15 protein-coding genes are annotated in these 23,424 nt (G+C 42.8%); 8 read left to right on the top strand and 7 right to left on the bottom strand.

Annotation, left to right across the window (positions count from 1 at the left end; all coding sequences use genetic code 11):
* Positions 1 to 8 precede the first annotated feature (8 nt).
* The 6 genes from HMPREF9010_RS12270 (at position 9) to HMPREF9010_RS12240 (ending at position 11,617) form a co-directional block, all read left to right on the top strand.
* Complete coding sequence (locus HMPREF9010_RS12270) at positions 9 to 2,042, top strand: DUF5016 domain-containing protein (RefSeq protein ID WP_032852681.1); 2,034 nt, start codon at positions 9 to 11, stop codon at positions 2,040 to 2,042.
* Between the two features lie 36 nt (positions 2,043 to 2,078).
* A complete protein-coding gene (locus HMPREF9010_RS12265) occupies positions 2,079 to 4,655 on the top strand; it encodes a GDSL-type esterase/lipase family protein (RefSeq protein WP_008648983.1) in 2,577 nt (858 codons plus the stop codon).
* Between the two features lie 130 nt (positions 4,656 to 4,785).
* A complete protein-coding gene (locus tag HMPREF9010_RS12260; RefSeq protein ID WP_008648984.1) occupies positions 4,786 to 7,038 on the top strand; it encodes a glycoside hydrolase family 3 C-terminal domain-containing protein in 2,253 nt (750 codons plus the stop codon).
* Positions 7,039 to 7,250: 212 nt separating this feature from the next.
* On the top strand, positions 7,251 to 8,060 hold the full coding sequence (locus HMPREF9010_RS12255; protein ID WP_008648985.1) for a Fic family protein: 810 nt from the start codon (positions 7,251 to 7,253) through the stop codon (positions 8,058 to 8,060).
* A gap of 1,163 nt (positions 8,061 to 9,223) precedes the next feature.
* A complete protein-coding gene (locus HMPREF9010_RS12245) occupies positions 9,224 to 9,712 on the top strand; it encodes a hypothetical protein (protein ID WP_008648987.1) in 489 nt (162 codons plus the stop codon).
* Positions 9,713 to 9,907: 195 nt separating this feature from the next.
* Positions 9,908 to 11,617 carry a DUF5597 domain-containing protein gene (locus HMPREF9010_RS12240; protein ID WP_050428280.1) on the top strand — a complete coding sequence of 570 codons (1,710 nt, stop codon included), beginning with the start codon at positions 9,908 to 9,910 and terminating at the stop codon, positions 11,615 to 11,617.
* 54 nt (positions 11,618 to 11,671) lie between these two features.
* Here the strand turns inward: HMPREF9010_RS12240 and HMPREF9010_RS12235 are convergent, their stop codons facing one another.
* From HMPREF9010_RS12235 to dapB, 4 genes are all read right to left on the bottom strand, one after another.
* Positions 11,672 to 12,307 (bottom strand): WbqC family protein, encoded by a 636-nt coding sequence (locus HMPREF9010_RS12235; RefSeq protein ID WP_008648993.1) that lies wholly within the window; start codon positions 12,305 to 12,307, stop codon positions 11,672 to 11,674.
* Between the two features lie 82 nt (positions 12,308 to 12,389).
* Complete coding sequence (lepB, locus tag HMPREF9010_RS12230; RefSeq protein ID WP_004313835.1) at positions 12,390 to 13,331, bottom strand: signal peptidase I; 942 nt, start codon at positions 13,329 to 13,331, stop codon at positions 12,390 to 12,392.
* A gap of 42 nt (positions 13,332 to 13,373) precedes the next feature.
* Positions 13,374 to 14,858 (bottom strand): signal peptidase I, encoded by a 1,485-nt coding sequence (gene lepB, locus HMPREF9010_RS12225; protein ID WP_004307501.1) that lies wholly within the window; start codon positions 14,856 to 14,858, stop codon positions 13,374 to 13,376.
* 35 nt (positions 14,859 to 14,893) lie between these two features.
* Complete coding sequence (gene dapB / locus HMPREF9010_RS12220; protein WP_004307500.1) at positions 14,894 to 15,658, bottom strand: 4-hydroxy-tetrahydrodipicolinate reductase; 765 nt, start codon at positions 15,656 to 15,658, stop codon at positions 14,894 to 14,896.
* Positions 15,659 to 15,741: 83 nt separating this feature from the next.
* Between dapB and HMPREF9010_RS12215 the strand changes: the two genes are divergently transcribed.
* Both HMPREF9010_RS12215 and HMPREF9010_RS12210 read left to right on the top strand, forming a co-directional pair.
* Positions 15,742 to 17,031, top strand: coding sequence for a DUF2851 family protein (locus HMPREF9010_RS12215; RefSeq protein ID WP_008648999.1), 1,290 nt, complete (start codon positions 15,742 to 15,744; stop codon positions 17,029 to 17,031).
* 75 nt (positions 17,032 to 17,106) lie between these two features.
* Positions 17,107 to 17,667, top strand: coding sequence for a hypothetical protein (locus HMPREF9010_RS12210; RefSeq protein ID WP_008649001.1), 561 nt, complete (start codon positions 17,107 to 17,109; stop codon positions 17,665 to 17,667).
* 82 nt (positions 17,668 to 17,749) lie between these two features.
* On the opposite strand, the gene HMPREF9010_RS12205 is transcribed toward HMPREF9010_RS12210, so the two are convergent.
* Genes HMPREF9010_RS12205 through HMPREF9010_RS12195 form a run of 3 tightly spaced genes read right to left on the bottom strand, consistent with a single transcriptional unit; the run spans position 17,750 to position 23,401 of the window.
* Positions 17,750 to 18,265, bottom strand: a complete 516-nt coding sequence (locus HMPREF9010_RS12205) for a DUF1573 domain-containing protein (protein ID WP_004324271.1) — start codon at positions 18,263 to 18,265, stop codon at positions 17,750 to 17,752.
* Positions 18,266 to 18,303: 38 nt separating this feature from the next.
* Positions 18,304 to 20,457: a DUF4838 domain-containing protein gene (locus HMPREF9010_RS12200; RefSeq protein WP_032852683.1), complete on the bottom strand. Its 2,154-nt coding sequence runs from the start codon at positions 20,455 to 20,457 to the stop codon at positions 18,304 to 18,306.
* Complete coding sequence (locus tag HMPREF9010_RS12195) at positions 20,432 to 23,401, bottom strand: hypothetical protein (RefSeq protein ID WP_008649004.1); 2,970 nt, start codon at positions 23,399 to 23,401, stop codon at positions 20,432 to 20,434. The genes HMPREF9010_RS12200 and HMPREF9010_RS12195 overlap by 26 nt, the downstream gene beginning before the upstream one ends.
* Between the last annotated feature and the right edge of the window lie 23 nt (positions 23,402 to 23,424).

The raw sequence follows: 23,424 nt of genomic DNA on the forward strand, positions 1-23,424 counted from the left end.
TAAAGACAATGAAAAAAAGTATCTATATCATACTGGTATTAATAGGAATTCTAGGAATGAATTCCTGTAGTGATGACGAATATCTTGCGGGCAATCCGAATATGGAATTTATCGCAGGTAAAGTAAGTGCTCTTTATGGTGACAGTCTTCCGTTTACCATTAAGGCTTCTGATGTGGAAGTGCCTCTTTCCACGTTGAAAGCGAAGCTTTTTTATGGCGAAGAACAAGTGTCCGAAACGGTTATCCGTACAAAGACAAGCGGCAGTGATTATACCGGAAAGGTCTTCATTCCGTATTATCCCAATATTATCGACGGTAGAGCGACTTTGAAGTTTGTACTTCAAAATATCCATTTCACTATCACGGAGATGGAGCAGGAAGTCGTGTTGTCCCGGCCGGACTTTCCTTACGTGACTTTGGTGGACGAGATGGGAGAGGAGTATCTGATGAAAAAGAAATCCTTGTATAATTATGGTGTGACCGGTAAATTCCCACAGGATTTGAAAGCCTATATTAAAACACCGAAAGTTGGTGAGAATGGAAACGAACTGACTTTTGGCTGGGATAACGATAACCTCCTTTCAGAAGGAAAGAATGTAAATCCTATTACTTTTTCCGGTACGGCATCCGAACCTTATGAAGTAACATTCAACGCGCTGACTTACGAAGTTACTCCGTTGGTAAATGTGTTGTTTGATGGAGAGAAGATGACGGCACAGGATGCAAATACATATCTCATACAGAAATCATTTACACAGGGACAATCGATTGTGGTGACAGGTATAGATATGAATGGCTGGTGGATCAATCCTGATTATTTCAAGAAGGAATCGAATGGAACGTTGACTTTCTTACCGGTAGATGGCAAGTATCGTGTCATTGCTAATATGAAACAAAAATATTTTGGTATCACTCGTATGGATGGAGACAAGGAAGCTGTTCTTTCTGATACAGGACATGGTGCTCTTTGGTTAATGGGCTGGGGAATCGGTTCTCCTTCGATGGACTTTCAATTTGGTTGGGATGCCGGAAGTAATTACTGTGTGCCGGAAATCTCTTCGAAGAAATACCAATTTATAGGAACGACGGGGCCTGAACATAACTCAGTCTTTGGACAACGTTTCCGCTACGATTACATAAGCGCCAAGTTCTTCTTCCAGAATGGTTATGGAGGTGAGTTCAGCCAATTGACACTGGCAGACGACGGAACAAAATCGCTGATTCGCCTTACGGATAGTAAGAATATCGAGCTTCTCCTTGATGGAAATGACAAGCCGATTCCTTTGGAAGAAGGTGCAACGTATGCACTTACTGTTGATTTGAGTGCTGGAAATGATAAAGGTGTAGTATCTTTCAAGAAGATTTCGGATGGAGAAGTTAAACCGGAGCCGACAGTAGTGCAAACACTTTATTTTGATTTTGGTTCTAGCAGTGCCACTAGTCCTGGTAAGGGTGACCCAACTGTAAATCCTGATGATAATGGAAATTACTGGAACAATATTACCAATAACAATGGGAACTATGCAAATGCAGGAACTGTTTATGGTTCTTTATTTAATTCGGAGAACACTCCAACAGCTTATGCATTGACCTTAAATTCTCGTTTTACCATTAATGGAGCAAGTGGTGGAGGCGGTTTGCTACAACCTGATAAAGATTTGCTGGATGATTTGGCCGTAGCTACTGCTACCGGAGATTATTTCTTTATGGAGAAAAGTGAAGACAATAGTAGCTTTACATTCTCTAATTTAGATAAGAACAAGGGATATAAGTTCTATGCATTTGGTAGTCGATTGGCCACCCAAGTCCGTACAGCTATTTATATCATATCAGGAGAAAATACGGACCAAGGCGAATTACAGGCTGCCGGAACAAATTGTGGAGGAACAGGAATTAATCAGAATATTCAGAATGTTTATGCTTCGGAAGTTATTTTCCCGGATGAAAACGGTGAAATCAAATTTACTGTTTCAAGAAAAGAGGGTGATTATATTCCACTGAATGTCTTGAAAATAGAGGAATATACCAACGTTGAGGAATAAATCATTGAGAATCATAAATCATAAGATCAATAAAATATGAAGAAATATATATTCTTGGCATTTGCATTGTTCGGAATGCTGTCAATCGGTTCTTGTAATGATGACGAACCGATAGTACCCCCGTCTCCGGGAGAAGAAATAGAAATACCCGAATCAGTAACACCGGTGTTGGTGCAGACGTTATACTTTGACTTTGGTTCCAACGGCACTGCTACTAATCCCAGTAGGGGAGATCAGACTCAAAGCCCCGACGTTAATGGGCATTATTGGAATAATATCATTAATAATGATGGGATTTACGCTAAAGTTAATTCAGTCTATTCCTCTTTTGTAAACTCGGAGAATACTTCGGTTGACTATGAGTTGACTTTGAATAATCGTTTCTCTACTAATGGACAAAGCACCGGAGGTGGTCTGCTGGAACCCCAGGAAGAGCTCCTGAAAGACTTTGCTGTGCCATCTGCCACAGAGGACTACTTCTACATCGAATCTGGTGAGAATAATAGCAGTTTTACGTTCAGCAAACTTGATCCGAAAAAAGCATATAAATTTTATGCATTTGGTAGCCGGAGTAATACACAGACGCGTACGGCTTATTATATAATGTCAGGACTGAATCTTTATCAGGGTGAGTTGCAGACTTCAGGAACTAACTGTGGAGGTGAGGGTATCAACCAAAACATAAAAAACATCTGCGAATCGGAACTTATCTATCCGGATGATGATGGCAATATAAAGTTCACCGTTTCAAGAAAGAACGGCGATTATATTGCGTTAAATGCCTTGAAAATAGAAGAATATACAGATATAGAACGTCCCAATCAGTTTACATCACTCACCATGACCGGTAGTGCTATGGAAGAGGGGGAAGTTCCGATGCATATTGTATCTGCTGATGGCAGTCTGACGAATGTTTTCGAAGCATACACCTCTCTCAAATCCGGTGAATTTTCATTCAGAGGAACCACCAAAGATGGCAAGACTGTGAATATAGGAAAGGGGTATAAAGCGGGAGTAGTAGCCGACAATAATTATGGAATCACCGCTTCTACAACCGGAACAGTCCGTATTACAGTCGATTTGTCCAGAAAGACTTATGATATTCTTCCGGTAGAAGAGTGGGCACTCGTAGGAAGCGTCACTCCAAATGGATGGTCGGTAGATAAAGGCGTGCCTTTGACTTATCAGGGAAAAGGTGTCTGGGCGGGAAGAGTAAAACTCACCGGAATATCTGGTGTGAGTGACCGTGAACGCTTTAATTTTGCCATGAACAAGAGTTGGGATTATGTGATGAAGCGTGTGAAAGGTACGGCCAATGAGGTTGGTATGAGTACTCAGGGTTATGATACAGAGGATATCAACCTGAATCATGGAACTTATCATATCACTTTAGACTTACGTAGATATGTCTATTATATTGATTGCGGCGAAGAAGGTATCGATCCTTTTAAGATTTCTGTAATGGGGTCTTCCGTAGCCAACGGACAGGGAGCAACCAACAATCATGGTTATGCTTATATGTACGGTGAATTACTCGACGAACGTTTCCGTAATCAGGAAAGTAAACTGCCGTGGTACACCTCGGGAATATCCGTTAACAGTAATAATACGCTTAACTTATTGGCACGCTACAACGATTTGATTCATGATTGTGGTGCATACGTGATTTTCGGCCTTTCTCTGGGAAATGAAGGAATTCATGGAGCTACAGATCAACAGGCTATCTATAATCAGTTTAAAGACAATATGCAGACTTTGATTAAGAAAGCCCGTGAAGATGGAAAATATCCTGTGATGATGAACAATTATACCCGTGGCGATTTTGATGCAAACGACTATGAATACGTGAAACAAATGAATCTATTGATTCATGAGTGGGATCTTCCTTCTGTCAATCTGTTGGGAGCAATAGATGACGGTAAGGGTGTCTGGGCAACCGGTTATCAGAACGGTACGGATATCTATCATCCAAATACTGACGGACATCGTGAGTTCACTTATGCTATGGTTCCATCATTGTTTGACGCGATAGATGCAGGCAAGGGGCAACCTTCACGTGTTTCAGGAACTTCTTATGTGCTGGCAGATAAGAAAGTGCTGGTATTCACACCCGAAGATATGGTACATCCGTTTACATTGTCCTTCAAAATAAAGGGTACGACAGATGGAGTCATCGCTTCTTTCGCCAATGGCAGCAATGCAACCGGAACATTGAAGATTCAGGACGGAGTTGTAGTATATCATTCTCCATTGACAGGTGAAATAAAAGGTGCGGTGAGTGTCACCGATAACCAGTGGCATGTTGTTTCTTTGACCCATTATTATGCGCAGGGACGTACACTGCTATATACAGATAAAGCACTGGCAGGAGAACTAGGTGAAAAACTGACTGTTGGTAAGTTTACGATTGGTGACAATACTTCTGCGAACAGCAGAGAATACAGTGAATTATTCTTCTACCGTTCGGCTATGAACCAGGAAGAAATTGATAAACTCTGTGACGGAAGAATGTTGAAGTCCAGTCTGGAAATCTATGCTCCGTTGGATGGCTCGAAATCAACGATTGAGAATCTGGCACAAAGCATGAACAGTGTAGTATTAAAAACAGAATAGAAACAGAGGATTACCGGTTGCGGAAGGAATATAAGTATAATAAATATTAATAAACTCATCCGCAACTAGGAAATATACCCCATTTGAGAGTCTATATAAATAAAGAATGAACTTATTTCTTATATCATAAATGAACATGAAATTCAAAGCAATGTTACTTGGCCTGTCTGTGATGACTGCACTGTCTGCTTTTGCGCAGAAACCGGTGTATCTGGACACAGGTAAGCCTATCGAAGAGCGAGTGAAAGATGCGTTGAACCGGATGACCCTTGAAGAAAAGGTAAAGATGATTCATGCACAGTCTAAATTTAGTTCGGCAGGCGTTCCCCGTCTTGGTATCCCGGAAGTATGGGCTACTGATGGTCCTCACGGTATCCGTCCGGAAGTGTTGTGGGACGAATGGGATCAGGCAGGATGGACAAACGACTCTTGTATTGCCTATCCGGCACTGACGTGTCTTGCTGCTACATGGAATCCCGAAATGTCTCATCTTTACGGAAAAAGTATCGGTGAAGAGGCTCGTTATCGCAAAAAAGATATTCTGTTGGGCCCCGGTGTGAATATCTACCGTACACCCTTGAACGGACGTAACTTCGAATATATGGGAGAAGATCCGTACCTCTCTGCCACAATGGTGGTTCCTTACATCAAAGGTGTGCAAGAGAATGGAGTGGCTGCTTGCGTGAAGCATTATGCATTGAACAATCAGGAATTCAACCGTCATACCACCAATGTACAATTAAGTGATCGTGCTCTTTATGAGATATACCTGCCTGCTTTTAAAGCGGCTGTTCAGGAAGGTGGAACATGGTCGATTATGGGCTCTTATAATCTTTATCAGGGACAGCATGCTTGTCACAACAAACGCCTGCTTAAAGATATACTTCGCGATGAATGGGGCTTTGACGGTGTCGTAGTGTCCGACTGGGGAGGTGTACACAATACCGAGCAAGCGATTCACAATGGCATGGACCTCGAGTTTGGTTCATGGACGAACGGACTGTCTGCCGGAACGAGGAATGCCTATGATAATTATTTCCTTGCTTTCCCTTACCTGAAATTAATCAAGGAAGGTAAAGTAGGAACAAAAGAATTGGATGAAAAGGTTAGTAATGTTCTTCGTCTGATTTTCCGTACTTCAATGGACCCGCACAAACCATTTGGCTCTTTAGGTTCTCCCGAACACGGGCAAGCCGGACGTCAGATTGGAGAAGAAGGGATTGTACTGTTGCAGAACAACGGTAACTTATTGCCTATCGATTTGAATAAAGCTAAGAAAATAGCCGTTATCGGTGAAAATGCCATTAAGATGATGACTGTGGGCGGTGGTAGCTCTTCTTTGAAAGTGAAATATGAAATTTCTCCGTTGGATGGACTGAAAAGTCGTGTGGGCTCAAAAGCAGAAATAGTATATGCCCGTGGGTATGTAGGCGACCCGACAGGAGAGTATAACGGTGTGAAAACCGGTCAGGACTTGAAAGATAACCGTTCGGAAGATGAATTGCTTGCAGAAGCTTTGCAAGTGGCTAAAGATGCCGACTATGTAGTCTTCTTCGGTGGCTTGAACAAGAGCAATCATCAGGATTGTGAAGATTCGGACCGTGCTTCTTTAGGTTTACCCTATGCGCAGGATAGAGTGATAAGTGAACTGGCAAAGGTGAATAAAAACCTGATTGTGGTCAATATCTCCGGCAATGCTGTGGCCATGCCTTGGGTGAATGAAGTGCCTGCTATTGTTCAGGGTTGGTTCTTAGGTTCGGAAGCCGGAACAGCTCTTGCTTCCATATTGGTGGGAGACACTAACCCTTCAGGAAAACTTCCTTTCACCTTCCCTGCAAAACTGGAAGATGTAGGGGCTCATAAACTGGGAGAATATCCGGGTAATAAAGAAGAACTGGCACAGTCTAAACATAGAGGGGACACCATTAATGAAATCTATCGGGAGGATATTTTCGTAGGTTATCGCTGGGCGGATAAAGAGAAAATCAAACCGCTGTTCCCGTTCGGACATGGATTGAGCTACACTACTTTCGCCTATGGAAAACCCTCGGCCGACAAGAAAACAATGACTGCAGATGATACCATTTCTTTCACAGTCAATGTGAAGAATACAGGCACTCGTGAAGGTCAGGAAGTTGTTCAGCTTTATATCAGTGATAAGAAATCCTCTCTCCCTCGTCCGGTAAAAGAGTTGAAAGGTTTCCAAAAAGTGAAACTGGCTCCGGGAGAAGAGAAAGCGGTAACGCTGACGATTGATAAGAAAGCATTGAGCTTCTTCGATGATGCTAAACACGAATGGGTGGCCGAACCGGGTAAGTTTGAGGCAATCATCGGTAGTTCATCCAGAGATATTAAAGGTACTGTACCATTTGAGTTGAAATAGGTAGATGTTTGGTTAGAGATTTTTTAAGGAGATGACAGAGAGTCTGGGTACTCGGAAAACGCTAAGTGATTGCAACAAATCGACTTAGCGTTTTTTTATTGCCTAATTTTCCCAGCGTTTGCAAAAAAATAGTAAGAAAGTAGTCGTTTCGCTTGGTAAAGTGTTGTATCAGAAGTAATTTTGGGAAAAATAACAATTAAGGTAACCTAATTATGGAAAAAGGTATTTGGCTGGAAATAGAGGAACTGTATAAGGAGTTTCAGCAACTCGGTATCAGTCAGTCGGTGGACTATGAGAAGTACTACCTCTATTCTCTTATTACCCATTCTACAGCCATTGAGGGTTCTACACTAACCGAAATGGATGCACAGCTTCTTTTCGATGAAGGTGTAACAGCTAAAGGAAAGCCGTTGGTATATCATCTGATGAATGAGGACTTGAAGAAAGCATACGAGCTTGCTAAAAAGGAAGCGCAACGCAATACTGTTATAACTCCTGCTTTTTTGCAGAAGTTAAACGCTACTTTGATGCGGACAACAGGGGGAAGGCATAATACAATAGGCGGCTCTTTCGATTCTTCCAGAGGTGAGTTCCGTTTGTGTGGCGTTACGGCTGGTGTAGGTGGGCGTTCTTATATGGGTTATCAAAAAGTACCTGTTAAAGTAGAAGAACTTTGTTTCTTGTTGCAGGAACGGCAAAAGAATGTGGAAACGTTCCGTGAACAATACGAATTAAGTTTTAATGCTCACCTCAATTTAGTGACTATTCATCCTTGGGTGGATGGCAACGGGAGAGCAGCTCGCTTATTGATGAACTATATTCAATTCTGCTATCATCTTTTCCCCGCTAAGATTTTTAAGGAGGATAGGGCAGATTATATCCTTTCTTTACAACAGGCGCAAGATGATGAAACCAACCAGCCTTTTTTGGATTTCATGGCGGTGCAATTGAAAAAATCACTGTCTTTGGAAATTCAAAAATATAAAGCTTCTCACAATAAAGGATTTAGTTTTATGTTTTAATCTTGTAGGGCTTCTTTTGATAAGACTTCCACCCATTGTATATTGTGTTGTTTTTCATTAACGAAATCACCATTACAGTAACGGCGGTTGCATTTATTAATATCGAACTTATGTAATTCTCTAATAGTTTTAAATAAAGGTTCATCAGTTTCACCGTTAGCTGAATAGTTATAGACCAGATATTTATGGTGGAAGAGGTACATAAAATAATAAAGAATCATCCTTCACACTCTTCACTGTTCTTTTTATATGCCATAAGCTAAAGTAAATATGCTATAAGCAAAAACGAATATGCTATCAGCTAAAATTAATAAGCTCATAGCAAACGCTCCATCAAGTATTAACATTTGAGCTATCGACTATTAATACTTTGTATTTAGGCTATTAATACTTGAGTTGTTGGCTATATATACCCAAGACGCACGATATATATATCCAACGTGTTAGATCTATATGACCAATACATTGGATCTATATGCCCAACAAATAGGGTGTATAGACCCTTAATCTATACGATATAAGCGTCTTTTAGTCTGGTTATTTGAAAGAAAGAGAAACAATCTTGTTAATATCTGCTAAGGAGCTATATCGATAAAAAGCTATCTAAACTTGGGGGCTTACTAGTTCTTCGTTAACAATCTTAAAGCTTATAAGAAGTCTCTCTTTCGAGTGCAAAACTAAAAGACGCTTACTTTTATTTTGTGAAGGAGGTGAAGGATGATTCTTTATTATTTTATGTACCTCTTTCACCATAAACATCTGATTTATACTCATTCAACTAAAGGTGAAACCGGTGAACCTCCTAAATGAATTTTATAGTTACAAGTAGCTTTAGAAGATTTTGTCTTTTGCTGATCGCTGTAAACTTCAATTTATATTGATTTTCTTTTCTCTTTTCTGATTTTATATTCTATCTTTGCAATGCATTCCATTTTAAACCACGGCGGAGAACCTGCCGTATCAATGTGGCGGGCTTTTTTATGTCCGTCCCATTAATCCTATATGGCGGTTTCGCACCCCCATGTAGGATGTTAGTGCACCTACTGCTGTCGTGGATAGTGGAATGCAATGGGACAGGCGGAACCGCTTCTTTTATTTCTTAAAACTACTTTTCTGTATCGCCCCATTAAACTTAATTTATTCACCATTTAATTAAAATTCTTATGGAAGAAGTTTTAAGCAACCAGCAGGCCCGTCCGGGGGACGCGACGCAACTCATGCACGCTATCTTTTCATCCGATGATGAAATGATGTCTTTTTATCTGACCCTCAATTGTTTTATGAATCCTGAAAGCTATCTAGTGGAACGAACAGATCGAAAGAGACTGGAGGATTTAGCTAGTACGCTTTGTAGTAATGTGGCAGCCTTTGAAGCCATCCGTAATTATAAGTCGATAAGTGTGAAAGAGGTGATTAGAGGATTCGGGGCGCACATGATGAATACGCTAATCTCCAATACCAATCGTTTCCAAAGTGCCGATGCCGTGGGAACGTTAATGAATTGCATACTGAATACCACTAAAAACAGTTGGCAGTTTAAGAAAATGGATCGGAATAATGATATACATCTTCAAAATGTACGCTATTTGTTGAATCGGCTGGATGCGGCAGAATCTAATGAAGAGAAGAACTGTGAAGAAGTAGCGATATAAACAGTTTTCTCTAAAAATTACTTAGGAAACGCAAATAGAGGGTATAAGAATCGGAGATAATGTATAGATAAAGGCAAATGTAACGTAACATAAAGTATCTGTAACCTGCCCGATAGAAAAGGAACACAAGACGTTGTGCTCCTTTTTTATATTGTTGTAACTTTGCTTTCAGATAATATGATAAAGCTGATTGTTATGAGAAACACACTTTTTGGGATTCTATTCCTTTTTATTTTGCCTCTTCAGGCACATCAGAAACTTCCGTATTTGCAGAAACAGGGAAGTACCACACAACTTATGGTAGATGGAAAGCCATTCTTAGTGATTGGCGGTGAATTGGGAAATTCTTCAGCTTCCTCTATTGAAGATATTGAACGTATATTCCCGAAATTGCAACGTATGGGGCTGAATACGGTACTGGTTCCTGCATATTGGGATTTAACAGAACCACAGGAAGGTAAATTTGATTTTACCCTGACGGATAAAGTGATTCAACAGGCTCGCTCGAATGATTTGAAGGTGGTTTTCCTTTGGTTCGGTGCGTGGAAAAACTCAATGAGTTGCTATGCTCCGATCTGGTTTAAGGAAGATTATAAGAAATACCCGCGTGCCTATACGAAAGCAGGGAAGCCCCTCGAAATAGCCAGTTCCTTTTCGGAGAATGTGTTTCAGGCGGATAGCCGTGCTTTTTCCCAATGGATGAAACACATTGCTTCTGTGGATAAGGAAGAGGGAACGGTTATCATGATTCAGATAGAAAACGAAATCGGAATGTTGGAAGATGCCCGCGATTATTCCAAAGAAGCGGATAAACTGTTTTATGCATCAGTTCCGTCCCTTTTCATCGACTATTTGCAAAAGAACAAGAGATCTCTGCATCCCGAAATGTTGGCAAAATGGGAGAGCCAGGGATTCAAGAAGAAAGGTACGTGGCAGGAAGTGTTTGGTGCAGACGTGTATACGGATGAAATTTTTATGGCCTGGTCGTATGCGCAGTATGTAGAACGAATGGCAAAGTTAGCACGTTCTATCTATAATATTCCGTTGTATGTCAATGCAGCAATGAACAGTAGGGGGCGGAAACCGGGAGAATATCCGTCGGCAGGACCATTGGCTCATTTGATAGATGTATGGCATTATGCAGCACCCAACATTGATTTTCTGGCTCCGGATTTATATGATAAAGGTTTCGTTGATTGGGTGGCAAAGTATAAACTGCACAATAATCCTCTCTTTATACCTGAAATTCGGTTGGAAGAGAATGATGGAGTACGTGCTTTCTATGTGTTTGGTGAGCATGATGCGATTGGCTTTTGTCCTTTCTCTGTTGAAAGCGGTTCGGATAGAGCAGATGCACCTTTGGTACAGAGCTATATTAAATTGAAAGAACTGATGCCTTTATTGACAAAATATCAGGGCAAAGGAGTGATGAACGGTCTTTTGTTTGATGAAGAGAATAAAGAACGAATACTTTCATACGATGATTTGGAGATTACCTGTCGTCATTACTTCACTCTGCCATGGGACCCACGTGCCCGGGATGGCACTGTATGGCCTGAAGGGGGAGGTGTTTTGCTGCGTCTGGCTCCAGATGAGTATATCGTTGCCGGCAGTGGCTTGGTACTTGAATTTAAGAAACAGGGGGAAAATAAAATGAAAAGTTCACCGGCATTGGGCGAGGATGGTTTTGCCAGTGTGGGCGGAAAGGCATCAAAAACGGAAAATAGCTGGCAAGGTGGTATGAGAGCCGGTATCGGTTCTGTAGATGAAGTTAATGTGAACGAAGATGGTTCACTGAAATATATCCGGCGCCTGAATGGCGATCAGGACCATCAGGGAAGGCATGTACGTATTCCTGTCGGAGAATTCAGTATTTTACACGTCAAACTGTACGAGTATAAATAATGTGACGACATGGTGCACCTTTGTTGGCTACATACATATAGAAGAGTGGAGTCATTACTTGCCTAGTACCAACAGACTTTCCGGTCCCATATTGAACAACAGGTCTATGATACTCAAATTAGGTAGAAAACCCAGTTTGGGCTCGAAAACCTGATAGTAAGGTTGCGGAATAAACTCTGTATCCACTTCTCGGAAATCTTTTTTGGGATGAATAACTTCCCGAAAATCGAATTCTCCGGGAGCAAACTCCATCTTATATTCGCTAGTACGCTCCATAGTGGGGTGAATATCTATCAATTCACAGACCATCCGGCATAGTTCTTCGTTGAAATCGATTAAAAACTCGTATTTCTTTTCGTAGAAGGGACGGAAGTCGTCCTTGTAATATTCAAAGAAAGGAGTACTGTTGTAGGCTGATTCGATGGCGTTCCAGTGCAGATGTCTCCAGTTGCCGTGGTCGGAAATGCGGATATCCTTCATCGGACACTTCAATGTGTCGGGTTTTACGGTTGGGATAGAAAGGACTAATTCGCCGGACGGGCCGGCAATGGTGCACCGGTTACGATAGGTTTGTTTGATATAATGGTCGTGTTGTTCTACAAGCACTTTGTCATAAGCCAGAAGTTTAGTGTAATATTCGACGGGAGCGAGATAAGCTGAAGATAAATAAGCTATTTTCATTTCTTTCATTTTAATACGTTTAGGGGGCTCTATAATAAGGATATTAATTAAGGATATTATTAAGGAGTTATTTCTTTTATGTTCCGGAAGATTATTTCACCGTTCTGAAGAAACGGTTCCATCGGTATCCGTCAAACAAGCCTGTCTCTTTTTCTTTGGAGAACCAAATGATGGAGGCTTTCCCGATGATATGGTCTTGCGGGACAAACCCGAAGAGCCGTGAGTCGGAAAAGTTGACGGTATTGTTAGACCCCATCCAATAGTAATCTTTAGTGAAATAACAGTGTTGTGTAGGTTTGCCGTCTACGTAGAGAGTGTCGTTCTTTATTTCTGCCTGTTTGCCTTCGTGCATCACGAGGGTATTCCGCAGTAAGGTTATGTTCCAGGGATAGACCCGGATAAATTTCCCTTTTCCGGGAACAATCAGCGGATTCGGTTCGGCATCTTCCCTGTTTGACAAAGGTTGGACAAAACTCTCTTTCCCATTCATTGCCTGTTCCAACAAATAATATTCGTAACGGCTGAAACTACGCACATGAGTACTGTCATTGCTTCCCATCAATCCGTCGTTGGTGATGGAAAGAGTATGCATCAGTGAGGTTATCAGATTTTCTTTTGACGCGGGGTACGAATAAAGCCTTTTCTTATCCGGATTGAATTGTGCCTCTGGAGAAATAACGGAGAAAAGAGAATCGACCAATAATGTATCTCCCGGAACTCCGAGGCAACGGCTGATATAGATTTCCCGGCGGTCGATGATAGGTTCCCGGATTCCAGCCGGATTATTGAACACTACAATATCTTGTTGCCGTACAGGACTTTCGCACCAACGATGATAAGAAAAGAGCGACATGAAAGGAACTCGCAATCCGTAACTCCATTTGTTCACTAAGATACGTTCACCCTGGAAAATGGAGTTTTCCATACCGGTGGAAGGGATAAGGCAGGACGTAAAAGCAAATCCCCGGAGCAGAAGCACTACGACTACTGCTCCGGCAAATGCTAGTATCCATTTGAATTTACGAATGTTCATCAATATTTATCACCTTATCACTCTATTCTATCCGTACACTTATCAGTCTACCCACTTGAAGAGGCGGTTCCAGCGAATCTTACCGTCAAACCATCCACGGTCTTTGTCAAGCGACAGCCATACGACAATCGGCTTGCCCACTACGTGATCTTCGGGTACAAAACCCCAATAACGGGAGTCGGCAGAGTTGTGACGGTTGTCACCCATCATCCAGTAATAATCCATTTTGAAGGTATATTCATTGGTCTTTTCACCGTTGATGTAGATACCGTCCGGTTTCACTTCCAGCTTGTTGCCTTCGTAGGCTACGATGCAACGCTCATAGATAGGCAGGTTGTCTTCTGTGAGGGTAATGGTAGCTCCTTTGGCAGGAATCCAGATCGGACCGTAATTGTTGCGGTTCCATTTGGTATAAAGGTTCAGCGGATACATCTGTCCGGCGTATTCTTCCGGTTCCATTACTATTTTGCTGATTAGCTTTTTATTGCCAAGGAGAGTGTCATACATCTTTTTAGTCAATGGAAGATGATATACCGGATTCAGTTTGCCTTGCGCATTCCGGTTGTCCAGTCCCATATCCAATAATCCGCCTTCCCAGCCAGAGTCTTCTATCAGCATGGTGTCATCCTTGCTGATGCCTAATTCGCGGAGCATATCTTCCGGAATGTACGGGCCGGTAGTCTGTACGAAGTAGTTGAATTGCAGGTTTTCGGGGTTCTCAATCGCCTTACCGTCAATCATCACCTGTCCGTCTACAATTTGCAATGTATCACCGGGCAAGCCGACACAACGTTTCACATAATTCTCGCGACGGTCTACCGGACGCCACAGTACTTCACCGTAAGTACGCGGATTGTTCAGAATCTGTTTACGTCCGGCGTCATAGTAGAGGTCATAGATTGCACGTTGCTGTGAACGTGTCAGGCTATCCATTTCAATCTGTTTGGAGTAGATGCGTTGTCCTTCACCATAAGCCAGCGTATAGAAGTCCGTTGTCTGTTGGTAGTTCACTGCCACCGTGTCTCCTGCCGGGAAGTTGAAAACCACAATGTCATTCAGCTTCACTTTGCCGAAGCCCGGTACCCGTTTGTATTTCCATTGTGGCCACTCGATATACGATTTAGTATTGAAGACAGGCAGCGTATGTTGTGCCAACGGCATAGAAAGGGGAGTGTTCGGTACGCGGGGACCGTAGCTCATCTTGCTTACATACAGGAAATCGCCTACCAGCAATGATTTTTCCAGCGAAGAGGAAGGAATCTGGTAATTCTGGAAGATGTAGATATTGACGAAGTAGACGGCAACCAACGCAAATACGATGGCATCCACCCAACTCATCACACTGCGGACAGCCGGATTCTTCGACTTCTTCCAAAAAGACCAGGGAATTTTCTTTGTGATATAAATATCGAAAATGAAAGGAACAACAATCAATCCCCACCAACTCCGTACCCAGAGGAGGAAGACGAGGTAAAGTAGAATAGCAATGGCACATTTGATCCATTGTGCGCGTGTGGCTTGTCTCATAATGTTATATTTGTTTAGAACTAGCTTCTGAAATCTTAGTCGTTCAAGAATGGGAATAAATCACTCATGCCCAAAAAACCTTCGTGTGTGGCAGTATATTCGGCTGCCAGTACGGCTCCCAATACAAATCCACCACGACTTTTGGCATCATGCGTGATAGTTATGCTGTCTACATCAGATTCATAGCGAATGGTATGAAGGCCGAACACTTCTCCTTCGCGGATAGAGGCGATAGGAAGTTCATTAGGGGCGCAATCGTTGGTTCCGCTAATGGTTCCGTCCGGTGCAAGGAAAGTGCCTTTCACCCATTTGTCCTTACGGTCCAGCTTTTCCAGAATACCTTCCGCCAATGTAATGGCTGTTCCGCTGGGAGCATCCAGTTTGTGGATATGATGTGTCTCGCTCATGGTGACATCATAAGCAGGGAACTGGTTCATGATTTTAGCCAGATACTTGTTGAGAGCGGAGAAGATGCTGACTCCCAGGCTGAAGTTGGACGACCAGAAGAGTGTTTTACCCCCTTCCGTGCAGAGCTTCTTGATTTCTTCGCCATGCTCGGCCATCCATCCGGTACTGCCCGATACCAGTTTCACACCGGCTTTGAACGCTTTCATATAATTGCTGTAAGCTACCATCGGATTGGTAAACTCAATGGCCACATCGGCCGATTTGAATGCTTCCGATTCGAAGTCATCCTGATTATTGATGTCAATGATGCAGACGATTTCATGTCCGCGACTACGGGCAACCTTTTCTATCTCTTTGCCCATCTTTCCGTAACCGATCAGTGCTATTTTCATTGTTTTCTGACTTATATTCAAAATAATAGTCGCAAAGATAAGATTTTTATTACATTTGCAGCGCACATTAACGTCTTGTTAACATGGAACATCTTCTCCACTACGTGTGGAAACATAAATTATTTCCCCTGAAAGTACTGCAAACCACCAACGGCTTACCGGTAGAAGTGATTGACTCCGGTCTGCAAAACCCGAATGCCGGTCCCGACTTTTTTAACGCGAAACTAAAGATTGATGGTGCCTTATGGGTAGGGAATATAGAAATACATACACATTCTTCCGATTGGTTTCGCCACGGGCATGATTGCGACAAAGCCTATGATTCTGTGATTCTCCATGTGGTGAGCGAGGCGGATACGGAAATAACCCGTACCAACGGTGAACAGATACCACAACTATTGCTGACTTGTCCGGAAAATGTGCAATCCCATTATCATGAACTTTGCGTAGCCGATCATTATCCGGCTTGCTATCCTATCCTTGCTTCTCTTCCCAAACTTACCATCCATTCCTGGCTGACCGCTTTGCAAACAGAGCGTTTGGAGCAGAAAGCACAGTTAATCATGCAGCGTCTCGAACTTTGCAACAATAATTGGGAAGATGCTTTCTTTATCACCCTTGCCCGTAATTTCGGTTTCGGCTTGAATGGAGATACTTTTGAAACGTGGGCGGGATTGTTGCCATTTCGTGCGATGGATAAGCACCGGAATGATTTGTTTCAGATAGAGGCTTTTTTCTATGGCTTGGCGGGATTGTTGGAAGAAACGTTTCTGAAAAAGGAACAGGAAGACGAGTATAGTATTCGTCTTTGCAAAGAGTTTCGTTATTTGCAGCGAAAATTTGAAATCGGGCAGGGGATGGATGCTACTTTATGGCGTTTTCTACGGCTTCGTCCGGAAAACTTTCCGCATATTCGCTTGGCGCAGTTGGCCTATCTCTATCAGAAAGGAGATAGGCTGTTTTCACGTTTACTGGAAGCGGATACTCTGACGGATGTGAGAGCTTTACTGGATACACGTACGTCTTCCTATTGGGAGAATCATTATTTATTCGGGCGACTTTCTTCACAAAAGGAAAAGACGATGGGAGAGCGTTCCAAGGATTTGATTATCATTAATACAGTGGTTCCTTTTCTTTATACTTACGGATTGCATAAGGCAGATGAACGAATGTGTGAACGTGCCGGACGTTTTCTGGAAGAATTGAAGGCGGAGAGCAATCATATTATCCGTTCGTGGAGTGATGCCGGGCTTCCGGTTGTCAGTGCGGCGGATAGTCAGGCATTGATACAGTTGCAAAAAGAGTACTGTGATAAGCGAAAGTGTCTGTACTGTCGCTTCGGTTATGAATATTTGAAACATACAAAGATTTAGTTCTTAAAATAACCAAGATGCCAAACTTGTCATTATCTTTGCGCCGTTAATTAAACTCTTAATTTATATAGTATTATGAGAGCTAAAAAGTTTGTATGCTGCTTGCTGGCTATGATGCTGCTCGCAGGTGTTTCGTTTATCTCCTGCGGTAATAGTTCCAAGGCAAAAGCCGATAGTGAACTGACTACACAAGACGGTGAAGATTTCAAATCCTTTTTGGATAAATTTACTTCCAGTGCAGCCTTCCAGTATACTCGTATCAAGTTCCCATTAAAGACTCCGATCACTTTGTTGGCAGATGACGGAGAAACCGAGAAAACATTCCCTTTCACTCGGGAAAAGTGGCCGTTGCTGGATAGTGAAACTATGAAGGAAGAGCGTATCACCCAGGAAGAGGGAGGTATTTATGTTTCCAAGTTTACGCTGAATGAACCGAAACACAAAATCTTTGAAGCGGGCTATGAAGAGTCCGAAGTGGATTTGCGTGTTGAGTTCGAATTGCAGGCTGACGGGAAATGGTATGTGGTGGATTGCTATACAGGCTGGTATGGATATGACTTGCCGATTGGGGAGTTAAAACAGACTATTCAGAATGTGAAAGAAGAAAATGCCGCATTCAAAGAAATACATCCGTAGAGATAAGTATCAATATCAAGTATTAAGTATCAAGTATTAGCCAGTCATTTAATACTTAATACTTGATACTTAATACTTATTATTAGGGTTCTCCTACATAATATCCTAGTTCGGATTCTTTTCCGTCTACCATTTCCCTGACAATGCCGTTTTTAGTGTTGAAATCCTGATAGAGTTCTTCATAATCACGTGTATAATCTGCGTCGGGGACTACGTTAACATCAAATTTTAGTTCTGCTTTTCCATTTGGGAGCATATTACCGAAAATCCGGATGCGGTGAACCACTTCGCCTACATTCTTGATACTGTTGTAGGTTGCCTTGAATTGCCTGATACCATCCTCAGGAATGATGATATGCGAACTTTTATCCAGAATGATACAGCCACAGGAAGGTTGCATTTCTGAAATGATTAACGGAGCATCTCCCGTGTTGGTGATGGTAAACATGATATCGAGTTGCTGACCTTGCTTGATAGGGTAATAGTGTCTGACGGAATCTTTTATCGTCATGCTGGTGGGACGTACTTCCTTCCTGCACCCTGTAAAGCAGAGCGGAAGTGCCGTCAGTAGTAAAATATAGAATATAGATTTATTCATTGTTGCCATTTATTTTTGTTATATCACTTTTTCAGCATTTAAGGGATGAATGCAATTTCATCGATACCCATTTGCGTTCCCAGCTTCTTTAAACAACTGATTTTTATGCTTAATTGTTCTGTTCCGTTCAAGTCTGCCGGAACGGTGACTTTCATCATTTCTCCTTTTTCTGGGGAGTCTTCCGGTTTTAAGTCTATTGTTTTATAGGCTACTCCGTCTTTCAACAGTTGAACTTGCTGTGGAGCATAGATGCGGTGGCGGGGAAGATTCAGAAAACTGATATAGAATGTTCCTGATGCATTGAGTCCTTTAACCGGCAGGTTGATGGTACATTCTTCTCCCGGAATGATAACCCAACCGCAATGATAGTCTCCGGGTAAACCGTGAGTGCCATCGGTCAGTTTCTTTGAATCATTTTTATTTAGTTTAGGGGTTGCGGAAGGATGCATTCCCAGAAACAAACTTTTCTTTATGTCGGAAGCAAGTATATATTGTTCCCATTCCTTTATATAATAGTCAATCTCATAAGCTGACTCATTATAATATTCCATTCCGGCAAATGCTTGATGCTCTTTGAGCTGGGTGACCCATTTACGAGCTTGGGGAAGCGGTTGAATATCCTTTCCATTCCGCTTGGCATATCCGTAAGCGTCGAAACTGTGGTCACGTGCTAATTCCATGCGCGTGAAAGACAAGGCGGTCTGGAGCTCGTGCAGCTTTTTGCGCTCTTTCCCTTTTGCTTCGGATACAAAATCTCCCATTTCATCATAGAATTTGATAAACTTCTCCGGATAGAGGAATCCTTTTTCCGATTCTCTGATACCGGCGTAAAGTCCGAGCCGCTTTCCAGATTGGGCGTTGTTTTCTAGCTCTGTGTAGTAATCGTACAGCCATTTTTTGGATACCGGGTATTCCTGATTGAAATAGCTTTTAATTAACTCATCAACCGGAAGTTCCGGGTTGATAAGAAGGGCTGATAATACAAAAGTCCTCATTTCATCGAAAGAAGAATAGCTGTAGCCGCTTCCGTTGAAAAATATGCCGCTGGCTCCGTGTTGTTTGAAAAGTTGGAGTCTTTGCTGGGCTATCTTTAATATGGGGAAAGGAGTGAGGTAGTCGTCGAAGTTGTTGATATAGTCCCATATATAGATGTTGTTCGTTACTTTCTTCCAGTTGTCGAGTTGTTCCGCAAATTTCTTGTCTTGCTCGTCCTTGCCGTCTGTCCGGCGGAGCGGGTAGTCGATAGCGCTGACAATTACCCCGACGTTAGGCGGGAGCTGCTTGTTTGTGACTTGTTGCGTAGTCAGGTAGGAAGTCGTAAAGAACGTGTGTTTGGGAAAACGCTGCGACAGGCGGAGGATCAGTTCCGTAACGGTGGGAGTTGCGTTCTTCTCTGTATTTCCCAATGCGGTACAGGTGGCACACGTACAGGCGTACGGAGTATCATCCGGTGCGATTACAAAACGGAAATTCCCCTTTTCACCGAAGTTATCTACGATGTAACTTTCTATCTGGCGATACATATCCTCGGAAGAAAAACACAGTTGTGAGTCATCTGTCTTCCCGTGAATGGTGGCATATACTTTCTCTGCATCTTTTCCCAAGACTTTTCGCAGGTTGTGTCCCCATATTCCCCAGCTGTCGTCAAAGTTGTCCAGGCCGATAACGCCTGTATGATCGGCGTTCAGGCCGTATGGAGAATAAATACTTTGATAGTCAAATGCAAAAGCTCCGCAAGTATCGTTGAGATTGATAAGGGCGGGAGGAAGATCCGAACCGTCTATACGCGGGTCTTCTTTGCTGATCTTCTTTATCAGTTGGTATTGCAGCCATAACATTTGTTTGTCGTCACTTGCGGTCAGTCTGATATCAGAGCCTTTGCAGGCTACTTTGAATCCTCTCTGCAATGTTGGGTCTATCTGTATGATGATGCGCCACATGTCCATTTCGGAAACGCCAAAAGCTACTATTTCATCGTCGTTTGCACGCTTCTTGAGATGTTCGTACAGGTATTTCGCCCACCGGGTGTCTCTGTCGGTCGGATCCTCACCAATGGTGACGAGATACCCTTCTTTAGATGGGAACATCTCCGTGCGTGCCTGCATACGGCAGCCGGATAAAAGGCAGCAAATACATATCATTCCTGCCAATACAGGGTCAAGCGTATCAGAATGAAATATAAACTTGTGCATAAATGTTATATAAGTTTTTATAGCGTGTCGATATGGATTCTATCTGGTTGGACGGACTTGTCCCTCGCACCGTATTGGTTTGGTTATAATAGGTGTTCCAGGTACCCATCAAGCCTATGGTAATGTTAGGACTGACCATATACTGGCCTCCCAATCCCACCATGGTATTGGTGTGGGAGAAAGAGCCGGGTAGTGCATAGTCCAGTACGGCCGTTTCCGGTGCCGATCCGATGCTTGCCATAGCGTTGATATTCGTCTTTCCGTCATTAGCCGGGAAGTATTTGGCGCCAATCTGAGCATTGTAATAGAAGTTGGAGTTGAAGAAATGCATGTCCAGCTTCGTGTTGAGGCGAACGACTTCGATGGTTTTGGCTAATTCTCCGCCTACAGTGAGCAGATTGGTCTTTGATTCATTCCAACCGGTAAATAGATAACCGTTATCTCCGGTGCCCCCTGCAAAGAATTCATCGTTCCATTCATAACGCTTTGTGTAAGCGGCTACGCGTCTATAGCCTACGTGTGCGCCTATTTCCCAATCATTCTTGAGATAATGCCGAACGGCAACATCGGCGGTAATGTCCGGGAAGTATTTGGTCGCAAAGGCTGCATTGGCCGTGAGGCTCCACTTCGGTGAGAAGTGATGCGTCCACTCACCTTGTACCTGAATGCCAACCCCTCCTGGTGTCTGTTCTTCAGCCTCCATGCTGTCGCTTGCCGAGCCACTTCGCCCTGCATAGTTGAGGCGTCCTGTGTAGCTGTTCTTCTGGCCTTTTCGGGTATATTCGGCTGTTGCAACAGAGGTAATGATATCTTCTTCTCCGTAGCGTGCACGGAGATAGGTCAAAGCAATCTCATTCTTGAGCATCATGCTTCTAAGGCCCGATAAATGTCGTTGGAAAGAGCGATATTCCATGATGGATGGCTCGTAGTACTTTTGGTAATAATAGGCTGAATCCGCTTGACGGTTGGCTTCATATACCACTCCCTTAGTGTACTTCAATGATTTGTTCTGACTGTCATAAAGCAAAGCTGTATCAAGAACAGCGAGAGCCTTTTCCGGTTCTTTGGCCTTTGTCAGTTGCAGGGCACGGTATTCACTGCTCTGTGAGAATGCGCCTATAATCTCTTTGTTGCTCGGGTATTTGTTGAGTATCGGCTTCAGGAATTCCAAAGAAGCTTCGTATCTCTTGTCACGTTCAAGCACGGTAGCTCTTTTAGCCTGATAGAATGGTTCTTCAGGATAATAATTGATTCCTTGTACTGTATATTTCTCGAATTCATCGTATTTTCCGAGTAAACCGGACGAATTGATGGCATACCGTAATCCGAGATCGCTTGATGGATTCAGGCTAATTAGCTTAACAGATTCCTCGTATGCTTTCTTCGTAGCTCCGGCTTCCATACATTTCTTGATGTACGGCACTGCTAGTTCCTCGTATCCGATAACATAGAAAATGCGCATATCCTCATCACTCTGCTCGATGGCAGATAGATACAGTTGCAAAGCCTCTTCGGTTTTATCCATTTTATCGAGAATAAATGCCCTTTTCAACGTGCCGTTTTCGTAATCAGGGAAGTGAAGAGTGATGGTGTCCAATGTTGCAAGTGCTTCATTGTAACGTTTCATATTGATATAGCAACTCAAGGCTTTTTCCCATGCGGCACCGTTCACTTCATTGTCGTCTACATGTTTTTGAGAAACGAACAATACGTGCGGCAATGCTTCTGCGTACAGACCAAGTTCCATCAGTTTTTCAGCTTTCTTCATGTGTTGTGCGCTCATGGCAAGCGTAATATCATAATCATCAGGATACATCTCATACATCTTTTTCAGCGTTGAATAGGCAAGATCATCCTCATTCATCTGGCGATAAAGCATATATTCTTTATAAAGAATTCCTTTATCATTGTTGCCATATTGTTTTTTAGCTTCTCTGATATAGAAGAGTGCGTCATCGGTATATCCCCGGGTGACGGAAGTGTTCAGCAGGTAGTCTAATGCTTCCTTGTTCTTATTACCTCCTTCGTAGGCCATGCCATATAATACATAAGGATCCCGCTGCTTCTCTGCTCGGGCAGCCTCCATTAACAGGTCGTTATACATACGCCGTATGGCAGGGCTGTTGTTTCTTCGCATTTGCTCGCGTATAAACACCAGAGCTTCCGGATAACGTGCCAATTCACTAAGGATACTCGCCCTTTTGACGATAAGCGCACCGCTTCCCGGTATGGCAGCCAAACCGTTGGATGACCAGCCTAGAGCAGCTTCCCGGTTTCCTTCCTGTAAATGCAGGTTAATGATGTCCAGATAATATTCTTCGTTTTGAGGAGATACTTTGATGAGCTCCGTCAACTTTTCGATAGCCTCTTTTCGGTTACCGCCTTTTTTCATTTGCTGGTAGCCTACCTCCATGCTGTAGATATAATCCTTCCTTAGAATCGTATCGTTCGGGTAAATCTGATTGATTCGTTTCAACAGACGGTCTGCTTCCACATCGTTGTTCTGCTTGCGGTACAGTTCAATCTTTCTTCGCCATAAACCTCTCCAATACGGATTCACTTCCAGCAACTCATTAACGTAACAAATAGCACTGGAGTAATTTTCGGTGATATCTTCTACGTCTACCAGCAGATGTTTGGCATTGACGTTGTTGTAATTGTCATCTATCGCTTTGACAAGATGATAACGCGACTGATCATAGTTCTTTTCGTGGAACCAGTATTTTCCCATGAGCCATTCAAGGTCAGAAACATTCGGGTATTTCTGAAGGCCCTCCTCCAACAGCTCTTTCCCTGCTTCCCATTCCTCGTTCGCAAAATGCTCCTGTACAATCTGGGCATATTGCTCCGGTGTCTGGAATCCGTTGTCGGTCCCGGAGGAAGAGGTTATCAGTAAAAACAGACAACCTAATATGGTGATCTTATGGAGAAATTCTCTGTTCATTCTATCTTGTCTTTAATCTTTCT

Origin of the sequence: Bacteroides sp. 3_1_23 (assembly GCF_000162555.1) — a bacterium.
Taxonomy (GTDB): Bacteria; Bacteroidota; Bacteroidia; order Bacteroidales; family Bacteroidaceae; genus Bacteroides; species Bacteroides ovatus.